Here is a 14695-nt window from a genome sequence, read left to right as displayed (position 1 = left end):
GTCGCGCTACTTCTCCAGCCGCCCGGTGATCCGTGCCGACGGGTACATCCCCTGCCAGACCCGGTGCTCGGGCGGAAACCCCATGGCCGTGAGGGTGTTGACGAGCATGCCGTACGCCAGGAAGGTCGTGGTCTCGATGTCATCCGCCCCCAGCGGCAGATACACGGTCTCCCAGAGCCGCATCCAGGAGGACCGCACGGCCTCGCCGAATGCGTGGTCGCCTTCCGCCTCGGCCGCCGCCACCGTGATGTACGTCTGCATCTGCATCTGGAGCCTCTCGGGGTGCTCCGTGATCAGCCGGACGTACGCGCTCGCCATGGCATGCAGGGCCTCTTCGCCCTCCAGCCCCTCGGCCGCCTCCCTGAAGACCCGGCAGGTGTCCTCCACACAGCGGAGCGAGGCGGCGGCGAAGATCGCCTTCTTGCCCGGGAAGAGCCGGAAGAGGTACGGCTGCGACACCCCGACCCGCTTGGCGATCGCCTCGGTGGAGGTGCCGTAGTACCCCTTCTGCGCGAACTCCGCGATCGCCGCGCGGATGACGCTCTCACGCCGCTCTTCTGCGCTCATCCTGACCATGGGCAGTAAGTTAGTACTCAATCACTAACTTGGCAAGGGGCGCTTCCGAACGACCTGAATGCCCTGGCCGCAGACCCGCGTGCCGCCCTGGCCGCAGACATGCGTAAGGGGCGTACGCAATGGCGGACGCCCCTTACCCGGACTACCCGGATGTCTGCCGTCAGGCCAGCCGTACGACCGCCCGGGACATGCCCAGCACCTTCTGGCCCGCGCTGGTCGCGGTCAGGTCCACGCGCACCGTGTTGTCGTCGAGCTTGGCGGCGACCTTGGCGCTGACCTCGATCAGAGCACCGTCGTCGTCGTTCGGGACCACGACCGGCTTGGTGAAGCGGACGCCGTACTCGACGACCGCGCCCGGGTCGCCGGTCCAGTCGGTGACCACGCGGATCGCCTCGGCCATGGTGAACATGCCGTGCGCGATGACGTCCGGCAGGCCCACCTCCTTGGCGAACTTCTCGTTCCAGTGGATCGGGTTGAAGTCCCCGGAGGCGCCCGCGTACCGCACCAGGGTGGCGCGGGTCACGGGGAAGGTCTGCGCCGGCAGTTCGGTGCCGACCTCGACATCGTCATACGCGATCTTCGCCGTCATCGCTTCCTCACGCCTCCTCTGCCGCGCGCGCGACCAGCTTGGTCCAGGCGGTCACGACGAGTTCGCCCGTCTCGTCGTGCACGTCGCCCCGGATGTCGAGGATGTCGTTGCCCGCGAGGGACTTGATTCCCTCGATCGTGGAGGTGACGGCAAGACGGTCACCGGCGCGCACCGGGCGGTTGTAGGCGAACTTCTGGTCGCCGTGCACCACGCGGCTGTAGTCGAGGCCGAGCTGCGGGTCCTGGACGACCTGTCCGGCGGCGCGGAAGGTGATGGAGAACACGAAGGTCGGCGGGGCGATCACATCGGCGTGACCGAATTCCTTGGCGGCTTCCGGGTCCGTGTACACCGGGTTGGTCTCGCCCACCGCCTCGGCGAACTCGCGGATCTTCTCCCGGCCCACCTCATAGGGCGCGGTGGGCGGATAGGTCCGCCCCACGAAGGACTGGTCGAGCGCCATGGCCCGGAACCTCCTGGTCTCGCAGCGTGTGAAACGACATGAGGCCGCCCCCCGGACTGCGGGGGCGGCCTCATGTACGAGCCTGATTTATCGCGTTTCGCGGTGCGCGGTGTGCGCATTGCAACGCGGGCAGTGCTTCTTCATCTCAAGGCGATCCGGGTTGTTACGCCGGTTCTTCTTGGTGATGTAGTTCCGCTCCTTGCACTCCACGCAGGCCAGCGTGATCTTCGGGCGGACGTCGGTGGCAGCCACGTGAGTGCTCCTAAGACGAACGGATGGTCTAATACAACGCAAGAAAGAGTAGCCGATCGAAGGACCGACCCCACAATCGGCTACTGTCAGTAGCGGTGACCGGACTTGAACCGGTGACACAGCGATTATGAGCCGCTTGCTCTACCGACTGAGCTACACCGCTTTGATGAGATCGGGCCCCGCCTTGCGGCGGGAACCTCTCACACCAGAGCCCCAAAACGGAATCGAACCGTTGACCTTCTCCTTACCATGGAGACGCTCTGCCGACTGAGCTATTGGGGCGAGCGATGAAGACATTACACGGTCCGCAGCCGTTCACCCAAATCCGTATCCCGGCACCCGTGACGGCCCCCTTCCCGGGCCTGTTCCCGGGCCTCCCGACGGCTTCGCGGGCCCCCTGGAACCCAGGTCTCCCGCAGTCGCGTGAGGCGGTGTCAGAGGCTGCGCCAGGACGAACCGTGCGGGCCACGCGCGCGGGCGACACGCGCACCGCCCAGGGCGGACCACACCGGTACGACTATTGCGCTCCTGCGCGCCCTGCGTGGCTCGCCACCCTAGGCTCGACTCGCTCTGCGTGATCTTGGGCGCCTCACGGCCCCCCCCTACCCCAGGAGCGCGATGCCCGACAGCCAGCCGCAGCCGCACCCGCCGTCGAACTCGTCGGGGTCCTCGGGGCAGCCCGACCCGGGCGCGCTCCTGCTGTGCGGGGCGCGGCTCACGGACGGCCGGACCGTGGACGTACGGCTGGGCGGCGGGCGCATCGAGGCGGTCGGCACGGCCGGCAGCCTGGCGCCGGGCCTGCCACGGGGGCCGGCGCCGGGTCCCGCCCGTACGGCTACAGGTACGACCACGGGTGCCACGCGCCTCGACCTGAGCGGCTACCTGCTCCTCCCGGCCCCGGCGGAACCGCACGCCCACGGCGACACCGCGCTGTCCGCCGAGCGCCCCGGGCCGGTGTCGTACGACCCCGAGGACGTCCAGCGCCGGGTCACGGAGGCGGCCCTGCTCCAGCTCGGGCACGGGGCGACGGCGGTACGCGCGCACGTGCGCGTGGGCGACGTCCAGGGCCTCGGCGCGCTCGGCGCCGTCCTGCGGGCCCGCCGCTCGCTGCGCGGGCTCACGGAGCTGGCCACGGTGGCCATGCCGCGCCTGCTGACCGGGGCCGCCGGGGCCGACGGGCTGGCGATGCTGCGGGACGCGGTGAAGATGGGCGCCTCGGTGGTGGGCGGCTGCCCGGACCTGGACCCGGACCCCACGGGCTATGTGGAGGCCGTCCTGGAGGTGGCCTCCGAGCAGGGGTGCCCGGTGGACCTGCACACGGATGCCACAGACCCGGCCCGGTTGTCCCGGCTCGCGACGATGGCCGGGGGCCTGCGCGCCGGCGTGACGATCGGTCCGTGCGCCGGTCTCGCGCGCCTTCCCGCAGAGGCCGCCTCGCGGCTCGCGGATCAGCTCGCAGCCGCCGGCATGACGGTCGTCTGCCTGCCCCAGGGCGGCTGCGGCGCCGCCGACCGGCGCGGCATGCCCCCGGTACGGCTGCTGCGCGCGGCCGGGGTGCGGGTGGCGGCCGGCAGCGGCGCCCTGCGGGACGTCTCCAACCCCGTCGGCCGCGGCGACCCCCTGGAGGCGGCCTACCGCCTCGCCGCCGGCCATGTCCTGCGCCCGGAGGACGCGTACGACGCGGTGAGCACCTCGGCCCGTACGGTCCTGGGCCTGCCCGAGGTCCGCGTGGAGGCGGGCTTCCCCGCCGAACTCCTGGCCGTACGCGGCAACCATCTGGCGGGCGCGCTCTCCCTCGCCTACAGCCGCATCGTGGTCCACCGGGGCCGCGTGGTGGCCCGCACGAGCGCGGTCCGCGAGTACTGCAACTCGGCGGTGACAGCGGAGCTGGGGCTGCCGCGACAGGGGCGAGGGGAGCTGTCGTGAGCCGGAGGGCGTGAGCGGGGACGTATCGGCGCGTCCGGGCTGAACGCACGCCGGGCGCAGGCTCCCGCGGCGCACGCCCCGGAACGGCATCGTGCACCCCCGGCAACCCCGCTGAACTCATGCGGCGGACGGGGCCTCCCCGGCGTACGGTCGAAAGCATGCGCATTGTCATCGCTGGTGGTCATGGTCAGATCGCGCTGCGGCTGGAGCGGCTGCTCTCCGCGCGAGGGGAAGAGGTCGCAGGGATCATCCGAAAGCCCGAACAGGGCGACGATCTGCGGGCGGCCGGCGCCGAACCGGTCCTGCTCGACCTGGAGTCCGCCTCGGTGGAGGAGGTCGCGGCCCACCTGCAGGGCGCCGACGCGGCGGTCTTCGCGGCCGGAGCGGGCCCAGGGAGCGGTGCGGCCCGCAAGGACACGGTGGACAGGGGCGCGGCGGTGCTCTTCGCGGACGCGGCCGTCCGCGCGCGCGTACGCCGTTTCGTCGTGGTCTCCTCGATGGGCGCGGACCCCGCACACAAGGGCGACGACGTCTTCGACGTGTACCTGCGCGCCAAGGGCGAGGCCGACGCGTACATCACCCGCCAGGACGGCCTGGACTGGACGATCCTGCGGCCCGGCTCGCTGACGGACGACGCGGGCACCGGCCATGTCCGCCTGGAGGCAGACACCGGGCGCGGCATGGTCCCGCGGGACGACGTGGCGGCCGTGCTGGCGGAGCTGGTGGACACGCCGGCGACGGCGGGCCTGACGCTGGAGCTGATCAGCGGGTCGACGCCGGTGTCGGTCGCCGTGAAGTCGATCGCGGGACCCTGACTCGGTCAGAAGAGCGGGAGTTGCCCGGGGAAGTCCGGCAGGACGTAGCCGTCCAACGATGGCTGGACGGCCCCGAGTTGCGCCTGCCGTCGCGATCCGGAGCACGAGACGAGATCCCCGCTCTCCCGCGCCCCGGGCGGGTCGTGCCGGGCGAAACGCCCGGCGACGACGGCGATTTCACGGCGGCACACCGGACAGGTTCTGCGACGGGACGACATGCCGCCAGTGTGCCCCGCCTCGGACAGGGCCAACACGAAGAGACCCCCTCCGTGCTGCGTTTCCGCAGTCGGAGGGGGTCTTCCCCAGTGTGGCGGCGCCAGGATTCGAACCTGGGAAGGCTGAGCCGGCAGATTTACAGTCTGCTCCCTTTGGCCGCTCGGGCACACCGCCGGGGTTGCTGCCGTTCGAACCGCTCTTCGGCGGTGCTCCCTGGCAACGACGTAAACAATACCCGATGCCGAGGGGTACTTCGCCACCCCATTGATCTGCGCCCCTTCGGTCGTGGGGTGGCTAGGCTGGTGCGGATGCGGCCCGGCTTGATGCCTGGCTCGGCGGCAGCCGCCTCGCACGCCCGCCCGCACCCGATACGCACCCGGATACAAGGAGCCACAGGACATGGCCGACTCCAGTTTCGACATCGTCTCGAAGGTCGAGCGGCAGGAGGTCGACAACGCCCTCAACCAGGCCGCCAAGGAGATCTCGCAGCGCTACGACTTCAAGGGCGTGGGTGCCTCGATCTCGTGGTCCGGGGACAAGATCCTCATGGAGGCGAACTCCGAGGACCGGGTGAACGCGGTCCTCGACGTCTTCCAGTCCAAGCTGATCAAGCGCGGCATCTCGCTGAAGGCGCTGGACGCGGGCGAGCCCCAGCTCTCCGGCAAGGAGTACAAGATTTTCGCGTCGATCCAGGAGGGCATCTCCCAGGAGAACGCGAAGAAGGTGGCGAAGATCATTCGCGATGAGGGCCCCAAGGGCGTGAAGGCCCAGGTCCAGGGTGAGGAGCTGCGCGTCACTTCCAAGAGCCGCGACGACCTGCAGGCCGTCATCGCCCTGCTCAAGGGCAAGGACTTCGACTTCGCGCTGCAGTTCGTGAACTACCGGTAGGCCGCACGCACGACCCGTGCGGCAGGCGCGGCACGTACACGAGGGGGCGGGTACCGGGCGGTGCCCGCCCTTCGGTCGTCGTTCAGTCGGTCGTCGTCCAGTCGGTCGTCGTTCAGTCGCGGGAGTTGCCGAACAGGATGCGGTAGGCGATCAGCAGGACGAGTGAGCCGCCGATGGCGGCGGTCCAGGTCGCGCCGTCGAAGAAGTGCTTGCTGATCGGGTGGTCCAGCCAGCGGGCCGAGATCCAGCCGCCGATGAACGCACCCGCGATGCCGATGAACGTCGTGCCGATGAAGCCGCCCGGGTCTCGGCCCGGCAGCAGGACCTTGGCGATGACTCCGGCCGCGAGTCCCAGGATGATCCAACCGATGATGCTCATGCCGTGACCCTGCCCTCCCGCGCTGCACCCGCACTGTCCGGCCGCTGAGAATTCGGTGAGGACCTGCTGTCCGTCGCGCGCGTGTCTCGTGCTCTGCCGGTGAAGAGGACGTCACGGGTGGGCCACCCGGTTCCGCCCCCCGGTGCGACCACCCGAGTTGGGGCGATCAGTAGGGTGCGGCACATGACACGTTCCGGCGCCGGTCTGCGCCGCACCCTGGGGGTGCGTGACGCCGTGGTCGTCGGCCTCGGCTCGATGATCGGGGCCGGCGTCTTCTCCGCCCCGGGACCCGCCGCGCGCGCCGCCGGGTCCGGGCTGCTGCCCGCGCTCGCCGTCGCGGCCGTGGTGGCCTACTGCAACGCCATGTCCTCCGCGCGCCTCGCTGCGTGCTACCCGGCATCGGGCGGGACGTACGTGTACGGGCGTGAGCGGCTGGGCGCCTTCTGGGGGTATCTCGCCGGGTGGGCGTTCGTGGTCGGCAAGACCGCCTCCTGCGCGGCGATGGCGCTCACCGTGGGCGCGTACGTCTGGCCGGGGCAGGCGCACACGGTGGCGGTCGCGGCCGTGGTGGCCCTGACCGCCGTGAACTACGGCGGTGTCCAGAAGTCGGCGTGGCTGACGCGGGTGATCGTGGCCGTGGTGCTGGCTGTCCTCGCTTCCGTGGTGGTCGTGTGTCTCGTCTCCGGGCGGGCCGACGCCGGGCGGCTGGACATCGGGCTGTCCTCGGGTGCCGGCGGGGTGCTGCAGGCGGCCGGGCTGCTGTTCTTCGCGTTCGCCGGGTACGCGCGGATCGCGACCCTCGGCGAGGAGGTGAGGGATCCGGCGCGCACCATCCCGCGTGCGATCCCGCTCGCGCTCGGGATCACGCTGGTGGTCTACGCGTGCGTGGCCGTCGCCGCTCTCGCGGTTCTCGGCGCGGTCCGGCTGGGGCACTCGGCGGCGCCGCTGGCCGACGCGGTACGCGCGGCGGGGGTGCCGGGTCTGGTGCCCGTGGTGCGCGTGGGGGCGGCTGTGGCGGCGCTGGGCTCGCTGCTCGCGCTGATCCTCGGCGTGTCCCGTACGACGCTCGCCATGGCCCGCGACGGCCATCTGCCCGGGACTCTGGCCACCGTGCATCCGCGGTTCGGAGTCCCGCACCGGGCGGAGCTGGCGGTGTGCGCGGTGGTCGCGGTGCTGGCCGCGACGGTGGACGTACGGGGTGCCATCGGGTTCTCCTCCTTCGGTGTGCTGGCCTATTACGCCGTGGCCAATGCCTCGGCGTGGACGCTGAGTCCGGCCCCGCTGTCGCGGGCGGTGCCGGTGGTGGGGCTGGTGGGCTGCGCGACGCTGGCGTTCGCGCTGCCGGCGGCCTCGGTGGTCGTGGGCACGGGTGTGCTGGCGGCCGGGGTGGCCGCGTACGGCATACGGCGGTGGTGGGCGGGGCGCCGCGGCGCCCGTGGGGAGCAGCCGGGGTCCTCATGACGCCCGTGGCGGGGGGCTCCCTGCGAGTCGCCCGGCCCGCCGGTGATCCCAGAATGCCTCAGACTGCCGACGCCCGAGCCGACCTGTGGACAACCCGGCCGTTGTGGACAACTCTCCGCCCCGGCCGCACGGGTGGCGGCCGGTCAGGAGGTCAGGCGGTCAGGCGCTCAGCGCGAGGCGAACGGCTGGTCCGTGGGGACGATCTCGCGGCCCAGCGGCAGCAGGGAGACCGGGATCAGCTTGAAGTTGGCGACGCCGAACGGGATGCCGATGATCGTCAGGCACAGGGCGATGCCGGTGGCGATGTGGGCGAGCGCCAGCCACCAGCCGGCCAGGATCAGCCACAGCACGTTGCCGACGCAGGAGGCGGCGCCCGCGTCCCTGCGCTCGACCGTGGTGTACCCGAAGGGCCACAGGGCGTAGAGACCGATGCGGAACGCGGCGATGCCGAAGGGGATGCCGATGATCGTGATGCACAGCAGCACGCCGGCGAGGAGGTAGCCGAGGAACAGCCAGAAGCCGCTCAGCACGAGCCAGATGAGGTTCAGGAGAGTCTTCACTGGTTGCGGCCTGCCATCTTCTCCAGTCGGGCGATGCGGTCCGCCATCGGCGGGTGCGTGGAGAACATCTTGGCGACTCCCTGGCCCGGGCGGAAGGGGTTCGCGATCATCATGTGGCTCGCGGTCTGGATCCGGGGCTCGGGCGGCAGCGGGAGCTGCTGGGTGCCGACCTCCAGCTTGCGCAGGGCGCCGGCCAGGGCGCGCGGGTCACCGGTGAGCTGGGCGCCCGAGGCGTCCGCCTCGTACTCCCGGGAGCGGCTGATCGCCAGCTGGATGAGGGTGGCGGCGAGCGGCCCCAGGATCATGATCAGCAGCAGTCCGAGCAGGCCGGGGCCCTCGTCGTCGTCGGAGCGGCCGATGGGGATCAGCCAGGCGAAGTTGACCAGGAACATGATCACCGAGGCGAGGGCGCCCGCCACCGAGGAGATCAGGATGTCGCGGTTGTAGACATGGCTCAGCTCGTGGCCGATGACGCCGCGCAGCTCGCGTTCGTCCAGGAGGCGCAGGATGCCCTCCGTGCAGCACACGGCCGCGTTGCGCGGATTGCGGCCCGTCGCGAAGGCGTTGGGGGCCTCTGTCGGGGAGATGTACAGGCGGGGCATGGGCTGGCGGGCCTGTGTGGAGAGCTCGCGCACCATCCGGTAGAGCGCCGGGGCCTCGAACTCGCTCACCGGGCGCGCACGCATCGCGCGCAGCGCCAGCTTGTCGCTGTTCCAGTACGCGTACGCGTTTGTGCCGAGGGCGATGAGTACGGCGACGATCAGTCCGGTGCGCCCGAAAAAGCTGCCGATGACGATGATGAGCGCGGACAGCCCCCCGAGGAGTACTGCCGTCCTGAGCCCGTTGTGCCGGCGGTGCACGGTACGCCCTCCAAGTGGTGCAGCAGGGGAACCCTTTGGTCCAGTGGACCCTCCCGCTCTGGTCAACGCCAGGCGACGGTCACGAGTTCCCCGGCGTGTGCGGCGCCGTTCCTCGGCCGTACGGGTGACGTGCACTTACGGCCGAGGCAGGGGCGCTCAGAACAGGCCGGTCGCCGCGAAGCGCAGCACCAGCTGGGGCGCTCCGGACAGGGCCACGCCGAGGACGCCGGTGAGGGCGAGCGCGGCGGTGAGCGGGGCCGGCAGGCGGTGCCGGGCGGGCTCGCCCTCGGGGGCGCGGAAGAGCAGGGTCGTCCACTGGAGGTAGTAGAAGAGGGCGATGACGACGTTCACGGCCATGACGACGGCGAGCCATCCGAGGCCGGCGTCGACGGCGGACGCGAACACGGTGACCTTGGCGAACAGGCCGATGATGCCCGGCGGCAGCCCGGCCAGGCACAGCAGGAAGAAGGCCAGGAGCAGGGCGGTCAGCGGGTTCGTGGCGTACAGGCCCCGGTAGTCGCTCACCCGGTTCAGCGACTTCGTGCGGCCGACCAGGGCGGCCACCGCGAAGGCACCGAGGTTCACGGCGGCGTACATCAGGGCGTAGGCGACGGTGGAGCCGATCGCCTTCTGGGGGTCCTTGGCGTACCCGGCTGCGGCGATCGGCACCAGGAGGTAGCCGGCCTGGCCGACGGACGACCAGGCGAGCAGCCGTACGGCGCTGTACGCGCGCGTGGCCTGCTGGCGCAGCGCGCCGACGTTGCCGACGGTCATGGTGAGGGCGGCCAGGGCGGCGAGCGCGGGCCCCCAGACGTCCGCGTACGACGGGAAGGCGACGACGGTGACGAGGATCAGGCCGGAGAAGCCGACCGCCTTGCCGACGACCGACAGGTAGGCGGCGATGGGCAGGGGTGCGCCCACGTAGGTGTCGGGCACCCAGAAGTGGAACGGGACGGCGGCCGTCTTGAAGGCGAATCCGATGAGGGTGAGGACGACGCCGGTCTGGGCGAGGGTGTGCAGCTGCCCGTCGACGTGCTGGAGGCGCTGGGCGACCTGGGTGAGGTACAGGGTGCCCGTGGAGGCGTAGACGAAGCTGATGCCCATCAGACTCACCGCGGTGGCGGCGACCGAGGACAGGAAGAACTTCAGGGCCGCTTCGGAGGAGCGCTTGTCGCCGTGCCGGATGCCGACGAGGGCGAAGGCGGGCAGGGAGGCGACCTCCAGGGCGACGATCAGGGTGGCCAGGTCGCGGGAGGCGGGCAGCAGGGCGGCGCCGGCCGCGGAGGAGAGCAGCAGGAACCAGTACTCCCCCGACGGGATCCGCTGGTTGTCGTCCGTCAGGGTGGTGACGGACAGCAGAGCGGCCAGCAGGGCGCCGACGAGCACCAGGAACTGGACCACGAGGGTGAACCGGTCGGCCGTGTAGCTGCACGCGCGCGTGCCGTTCACGCAGAAGGTGCTGCGGTCGCCGTCGAGGAGGGGCAGGAGCGTCAGCGCGGCGGCGGCAAGGCCCGCCACGGAGATCCAGCCGAGGACGGGTTTGCGCGCCTCGGGCACGAAGAGGTCGGCGACGAGCACCACGAGCGCCACCACGGCGGCGATGGTCGGCGGGGCGATGGCGAGCCAGTCCACGGACTGGACCAGCGACGCGGCCAGGGGCTGGGCCAGGGCGCTCATCGGGTGCCTCCTGCGAGGAGCTGGTGCACTGCCGGGTCGGTGAGGCCGAGCAGGGCCCTCGGCCAGAGTCCGGCGACGACGGTGAGGGCGACGAGCGGGGTCCAGGCGGCGAACTCGTACCCGTGGACGTCGGCGAGTTTCGGCGTCTCCTGCTCCACGCCGCCCATGCAGACCCGGCGGACCACGATCAGCATGTACGCGGCCGTCAGCAGGGTGCCGAACGCGCCGATCGCCATGAAGGTGAGGAAGGCGGGCCGGCTGAGGTCGGCGGCGGGCCTGAACGCGCCGAAGAGGGCCAGCATCTCGCCCCAGAACCCGGCGAGGCCGGGCAGTCCGAGCGAGGCGACGGCACCGAAGGCGAGCAGACCGCCGAGACGCGGGGCCTTGCCGTAGAGGGCCGCGCCCGTCTGGAATTCATTCGGCGCGGCGGAGCCGCTCGTTGAGGGGTGGTGGTCGGGTGACGGGAGGGACAAGGCGTCGAGGTCGGTGGTGCCCGTACGGTCCTTGAGCGCGCCGACGAGGAAGAAGAGCAGGCCGGTGATGAGGCCGTGGGCGATGTTGGCGAACAGGGCGCCGTTCACGCCGGTCGGGGTCATGGTGGCGATGCCGAGCAGCACGAAGCCCATGTGGCCGACGGAGGAGTAGGCGATCAGGCGCTTGAGGTCGCCCTTCGCGCCCTGCTTGGCCAGGGCCAGGCAGGCCAGGGATCCGTAGATGATGCCGACGACGGCGAATGCGGCGAGGTACGGCGCGAAGGTGTGGAAGCCATGGGGCGCGACCGGCAGCAGAATCCGGACGAAGCCGTACGTACCCATCTTCAGCAGGACACCGGCCAGCAGGACCGAACCGACGGTCGGTGCGGCGGTGTGGGCGTCCGGCAGCCAGCTGTGCAGCGGCCACATCGGCGTCTTGACCGCGAGCCCGAGCCCGATCGCCAGAACGGCGATGACCTGCACGGATGTGGTCAGCGACCGGCCGTTGTCAGTGGCGAGTGCCACCATGTCGAACGTGCCCGCCTTGAATCCGATCAGAAGCAGGCCGAGCAGCATGACGACGGAGCCGAGCAGCGTGAAGAGGATGAACTTCCACGCGGCCCGGGTCCGGCCCTCGCCGCCCCAGCGGGCGATGAGGAAGTACATCGGGACGAGCACCATCTCGAACGCGAGGAAGAACAGCAGCAGGTCGAGGACGGCGAAGCTCGCGAGCGTGCCGGACTCCAGGACGAGCAGCAGCGCGACGAATGCCTTCGGGGACGGGCCCGACGGCATCTTGAAGTAGGAGTACAGCGCGCAGAGGAAGGTCAGCAGCGCGGTCAGGACCAGAAGGGGGAGGGAGATGCCGTCGATGCCGAGGTGGATCCGCACGTCGAGTGCGGGGATCCAGCTGATGTCGGTCGTGGCCTGCATCTTCGACGGATGGTCGTGGTCGAAGCCGAGCGCGAGGACGATCGCGGCGATGAGGATCGCGCCGGTCACGGTCACGCCGTGGCGCAGCACGGCCTGCTCGGGCGACTTCCCCTTCAGCCCGGGCGGGGCGGGCAGGAGGGCGGCGACGGCGCCCAGGAGCGGGCCGACGACGACGAACGCCAGAAGAAACTGCATCACGGACTCGCTGATATCGATCACGCCTGCTCACGCTCCCGTGGCGACGAGGACGACGGCGACCGCCAGGATGACGGTGCCGGCGAGCAGCGCGCTCACGTAGGTCTGCACATTGCCGGTCTGGGCGCGCCGTACGGCGGCCCCGAGCAGCCGGGGTAGCGCGGCTGCGCCGTGGACGTAGGTGTCGACGACCTCGCGGTCGAGGAACCGGACGAGACTCGCCCCGGCCAGGACCGGGCGGACGAAGAGTGCGGAGTACACGGCGTCCAGGTGGAAGCCGACAGCCGCGTGCCGGTAGAGCGGGCCGAGCAGCAGCCGCCCGGGGTCGGGCGCGTGGGCGAGGTCGCTGTAGGCCGGCTCGTGGGCGGCGAGGGCCTCGGCCTCGACCAGGCTGGCGTCGCCCTCCGCGTGGGCGGCGACCGCGCCCTGGGGACGCTCGGGCTCGACCGGAGCGACGACCGGGGTAGGGGCCGGGACGCGGGCGGCGAGCGCGGTGGTGCGCTGCCAGGCGCCGTAGGTGAGGAGCCCGCCGACCAGGGCGAGGCCGGTGCTGAGGACGGAGGTGAACAGGCCCGGCGTCAGGTCGCGGCCGTCGAACCAGTCGGGCAGCAGGCGGTAGGCGAGCCCCCCGAAGGCGAGCGACGGGACGGCGAGGACCCAGAGCACCGCGGTCATCGTCAGCGGCTGGCGGCCGTGGTCCGGAGCCTGGGCGCCCCGGCCGCGGAAGGCCAGCAGCCACAGCCGGGTGGCGTACGCGGCGGTGAGCAGGGCGGTGAGCAGACCGGCGACGAGGACGACCCAGCCCGCGCTGCCGGGGGCGTGCCCGGTGTGGCCGGTGGCGGTGTGCTCGGCGGCGCCGAGGACGGACTCCTTGGAGAAGAAGCCGCTGAAGGGCGGGATCGCGGCGAGCGCGAGCAGCGCCACGGTCATCGTCCAGTAGGCGTCCGGGATCCGGTCGCGCAGGCCCGTCATCCGGGACATGGCGGCCAGGGAGTTGGTGCCGGCGGCGTGGATGATCACGCCGGCCGCGAGGAACAGCAGCGCCTTGAAGGCGCCGTGCGACAGGAGGTGGAAGACGGCGGCACCGCGGTCGCCGACGGCGAGGGCGCCGGTCATGTAGCCGAGCTGACCGATCGTCGAGTAGGCGAGGACGCGCTTGATGTCGTCCTGGGCCAGCGCGGCGAGGGCCGAGCCGGTCATCGTGACGGCGGCCATGAGGGCGAGGACCACCATCGCGGTCGAGGAGGCCTCGAAGACCGGGAGGAGACGGGCCACGAAGTAGACACCGGCGGCGACCATCGTCGCGGCGTGGATCAGCGCCGAGACGGGCGTCGGGCCAGCCATCGCGTCCGGGAGCCAGGTGTGCAGCGGGAACTGCGCCGACTTGCCGGCCACGCCCGCGAGCAGCAGCAGGGCGATCAGGGTCGGGTGGTCGAGGCCGCCGCTCGCGACGGCGCCGAGGACGCGCGTGATGCGGAACGATCCGGCGTCGGTGCCGAGGGCGAACAGGCCGATCAGGAACGGCACGTCGCCGAGCTTGGTGACCAGGAAGGCCTTCAGCGAGGCGGCGCGGGCCTCGGGGGTCTCCCAGTAGTGGCCGACCAGGAAGTAGGAGCAGATGCCCATGACTTCCCAGCCGACCAGCAGCACGATCAGGTCGCCGGAGTAGACGACGAGGAGCATCGCGGAGGTGAACAGGGAGACGAGAGCGGCGTACGAGGGGTAGCGCGGGTCCTCGCGCAGGTAGCCCGTCGAGTAGATCTGCACGCAGGTCGCGACGAAGGCGACCAGGACGGCGACGAGCGCGGCGAAGCCGTCGATGTGCAGGGCCAGTTCGACCGGCACCGAGCCGGTGGGCGTCAGCTCCGTGTGCGCGTCGATGGCCTGCCCGCCGCCCTGGCGTGCGGCGACCACCGCGCTCAGGACCAGCGCGGCGAGGGCGGGCAGCACGGCGAGCGGGCGGACGAACCCGGGGGTGGTGCGGCCGAGCAGCAGACCGGCCGTGGCGCCCAGGAACGGCAGGAGGGGGACGAGGACGGCGAGGGTGGTCGTGGTCACGCGGTGGCCTCAGCCTTCCCGGCCGCGGAGGTGTCGCCGTCGGGGCCTTCGTTTCCGTGACCCTCGGCGCTGTCGCGGAGTTTGTCGATGTCGGAGGTGCCGCGGTTGCGGTAGACGGCGAGGACGATCGCCAGGCCGATGCCGATCTCGGCGGCAGCGATGGCGATGGTGAACAGGGTCAGCGCCTGGCCGGAGTGCAGGGTCTCCACGGCGGCCCGGCTGAGCCAGACGTCGAAGGCGACCAGGTTGAGGTTGACGGCGTTGAGCATCAGCTCGACCGACATCAGAACGAGGATCGCGTTGCGCCGGGCGAGGACGCCGTACAGGCCGGTGCAGAACAGGAGGGCGGAGAGTACGGCGGGATAGGCGAGGTGCAT

16 protein-coding genes and 3 tRNA genes are annotated in these 14695 nt (G+C 71.3%); 4 read left to right on the top strand and 15 right to left on the bottom strand.

All coding sequences use genetic code 11. From position 1 onward, the window contains the following. Positions 1-6 precede the first annotated feature (6 nt). The 6 genes from ACWD3E_RS30995 to ACWD3E_RS30970 all read right to left on the bottom strand — a co-directional run bounded on the left by ACWD3E_RS30995 (position 7) and on the right by ACWD3E_RS30970 (position 2159). The gene (locus ACWD3E_RS30995) at positions 7-576 is read right to left on the bottom strand and encodes a TetR/AcrR family transcriptional regulator (RefSeq protein ID WP_451390872.1); all 570 of its coding nucleotides are present in this window, start codon (positions 574-576) and stop codon (positions 7-9) included. Between the two features lie 160 nt (positions 577-736). Beyond that, positions 737-1165: a MaoC family dehydratase gene (locus tag ACWD3E_RS30990; RefSeq protein WP_451390871.1), complete on the bottom strand. Its 429-nt coding sequence runs from the start codon at positions 1163-1165 to the stop codon at positions 737-739. Positions 1166-1172: 7 nt separating this feature from the next. After that, on the bottom strand, positions 1173-1625 hold the full coding sequence (locus ACWD3E_RS30985) for an FAS1-like dehydratase domain-containing protein (protein WP_451390870.1): 453 nt from the start codon (positions 1623-1625) through the stop codon (positions 1173-1175). Between the two features lie 87 nt (positions 1626-1712). Further along, positions 1713-1877 (bottom strand): 50S ribosomal protein L33, encoded by a 165-nt coding sequence (rpmG, locus tag ACWD3E_RS30980; RefSeq protein WP_003948671.1) that lies wholly within the window; start codon positions 1875-1877, stop codon positions 1713-1715. Positions 1878-1967: 90 nt separating this feature from the next. Beyond that, a tRNA-Met gene (locus ACWD3E_RS30975) sits at positions 1968-2040 on the bottom strand. A gap of 46 nt (positions 2041-2086) precedes the next feature. After that, positions 2087-2159 (bottom strand) — tRNA-Thr (locus tag ACWD3E_RS30970). Positions 2160-2495: 336 nt separating this feature from the next. Between ACWD3E_RS30970 and ACWD3E_RS30965 the strand changes: the two genes are divergently transcribed. Further along, the gene (locus tag ACWD3E_RS30965) at positions 2496-3803 is read left to right on the top strand and encodes an amidohydrolase family protein (RefSeq protein ID WP_451390869.1); all 1308 of its coding nucleotides are present in this window, start codon (positions 2496-2498) and stop codon (positions 3801-3803) included. A gap of 158 nt (positions 3804-3961) precedes the next feature. Continuing rightward, entirely contained in the window at positions 3962-4618 is a 657-nt protein-coding gene (locus ACWD3E_RS30960; protein WP_451390868.1) for an NAD(P)H-binding protein, read from the top strand. A 5-nt stretch (positions 4619-4623) separates the two neighbouring features. Here the strand turns inward: ACWD3E_RS30960 and ACWD3E_RS30955 are convergent, their stop codons facing one another. Next, entirely contained in the window at positions 4624-4836 is a 213-nt protein-coding gene (locus tag ACWD3E_RS30955) for a hypothetical protein (protein ID WP_451390867.1), read from the bottom strand. A gap of 90 nt (positions 4837-4926) precedes the next feature. Then, a tRNA-Tyr gene (locus ACWD3E_RS30950) sits at positions 4927-5008 on the bottom strand. A gap of 225 nt (positions 5009-5233) precedes the next feature. Here ACWD3E_RS30950 and ACWD3E_RS30945 point away from each other — a divergent pair. Further along, positions 5234-5722 (top strand): YajQ family cyclic di-GMP-binding protein, encoded by a 489-nt coding sequence (locus ACWD3E_RS30945; RefSeq protein ID WP_066995592.1) that lies wholly within the window; start codon positions 5234-5236, stop codon positions 5720-5722. A 112-nt stretch (positions 5723-5834) separates the two neighbouring features. On the opposite strand, the gene ACWD3E_RS30940 is transcribed toward ACWD3E_RS30945, so the two are convergent. After that, entirely contained in the window at positions 5835-6101 is a 267-nt protein-coding gene (locus ACWD3E_RS30940; protein WP_451390866.1) for a GlsB/YeaQ/YmgE family stress response membrane protein, read from the bottom strand. Between the two features lie 183 nt (positions 6102-6284). On the opposite strand from ACWD3E_RS30940, the gene ACWD3E_RS30935 reads away from it, so the two are divergent. Then, entirely contained in the window at positions 6285-7562 is a 1278-nt protein-coding gene (locus ACWD3E_RS30935) for an APC family permease (protein WP_451390865.1), read from the top strand. Between the two features lie 167 nt (positions 7563-7729). Here the strand turns inward: ACWD3E_RS30935 and ACWD3E_RS30930 are convergent, their stop codons facing one another. From ACWD3E_RS30930 to nuoK, 6 genes are all read right to left on the bottom strand, one after another. Next, entirely contained in the window at positions 7730-8122 is a 393-nt protein-coding gene (locus tag ACWD3E_RS30930) for a YccF domain-containing protein (protein WP_451390864.1), read from the bottom strand. Continuing rightward, a complete protein-coding gene (gene htpX, locus ACWD3E_RS30925) occupies positions 8119-8982 on the bottom strand; it encodes a zinc metalloprotease HtpX (RefSeq protein WP_451352931.1) in 864 nt (287 codons plus the stop codon). The genes ACWD3E_RS30930 and htpX overlap by 4 nt, the downstream gene beginning before the upstream one ends. A 156-nt stretch (positions 8983-9138) precedes the next feature. Next, entirely contained in the window at positions 9139-10659 is a 1521-nt protein-coding gene (locus ACWD3E_RS30920; protein ID WP_451390863.1) for an NADH-quinone oxidoreductase subunit N, read from the bottom strand. Next, the gene (locus ACWD3E_RS30915) at positions 10656-12284 is read right to left on the bottom strand and encodes an NADH-quinone oxidoreductase subunit M (RefSeq protein WP_451390862.1); all 1629 of its coding nucleotides are present in this window, start codon (positions 12282-12284) and stop codon (positions 10656-10658) included. The genes ACWD3E_RS30920 and ACWD3E_RS30915 overlap by 4 nt, the downstream gene beginning before the upstream one ends. Before the next feature lie 6 nt (positions 12285-12290). Then, positions 12291-14318 (bottom strand): NADH-quinone oxidoreductase subunit 5 family protein, encoded by a 2028-nt coding sequence (locus ACWD3E_RS30910; RefSeq protein WP_451390861.1) that lies wholly within the window; start codon positions 14316-14318, stop codon positions 12291-12293. Then, the gene (gene nuoK / locus ACWD3E_RS30905; RefSeq protein WP_451390860.1) at positions 14315-14695 is read right to left on the bottom strand and encodes an NADH-quinone oxidoreductase subunit NuoK; all 381 of its coding nucleotides are present in this window, start codon (positions 14693-14695) and stop codon (positions 14315-14317) included. The genes ACWD3E_RS30910 and nuoK overlap by 4 nt, the downstream gene beginning before the upstream one ends.

It is taken from the genome of Streptomyces sp. NPDC002676 (genome assembly GCF_053592455.1).
The sequence above is the reverse complement of the archived record's forward strand: the minus strand, read 5'-3'. Positions and strand labels throughout refer to the sequence as shown.

Bases quoted from the DNA above. Each gene is read 5' to 3' on its own strand.
- ACWD3E_RS30965 (WP_451390869.1), top strand. From the start codon at position 2,496: ATGCCCGACAGCCAGCCGCAGCCGCACCCGCCGTCGAACTCGTCGGGG.
- ACWD3E_RS30935 (WP_451390865.1), top strand. From the start codon at position 6,285: ATGACACGTTCCGGCGCCGGTCTGCGCCGCACCCTGGGGGTGCGTGAC.
- ACWD3E_RS30985 (WP_451390870.1), bottom strand. From the start codon at position 1,625: ATGGCGCTCGACCAGTCCTTCGTGGGGCGGACCTATCCGCCCACCGCG.
- nuoK (WP_451390860.1), bottom strand. From the start codon at position 14,695: ATGCACCTCGCCTATCCCGCCGTACTCTCCGCCCTCCTGTTCTGCACC.
- ACWD3E_RS30955 (WP_451390867.1), bottom strand. From the start codon at position 4,836: ATGTCGTCCCGTCGCAGAACCTGTCCGGTGTGCCGCCGTGAAATCGCC.
- ACWD3E_RS30960 (WP_451390868.1), top strand. From the start codon at position 3,962: ATGCGCATTGTCATCGCTGGTGGTCATGGTCAGATCGCGCTGCGGCTG.
- ACWD3E_RS30995 (WP_451390872.1), bottom strand. From the start codon at position 576: ATGGTCAGGATGAGCGCAGAAGAGCGGCGTGAGAGCGTCATCCGCGCG.
- ACWD3E_RS30920 (WP_451390863.1), bottom strand. From the start codon at position 10,659: ATGAGCGCCCTGGCCCAGCCCCTGGCCGCGTCGCTGGTCCAGTCCGTG.
- ACWD3E_RS30945 (WP_066995592.1), top strand. From the start codon at position 5,234: ATGGCCGACTCCAGTTTCGACATCGTCTCGAAGGTCGAGCGGCAGGAG.
- ACWD3E_RS30940 (WP_451390866.1), bottom strand. From the start codon at position 6,101: ATGAGCATCATCGGTTGGATCATCCTGGGACTCGCGGCCGGAGTCATC.
- ACWD3E_RS30990 (WP_451390871.1), bottom strand. From the start codon at position 1,165: ATGACGGCGAAGATCGCGTATGACGATGTCGAGGTCGGCACCGAACTG.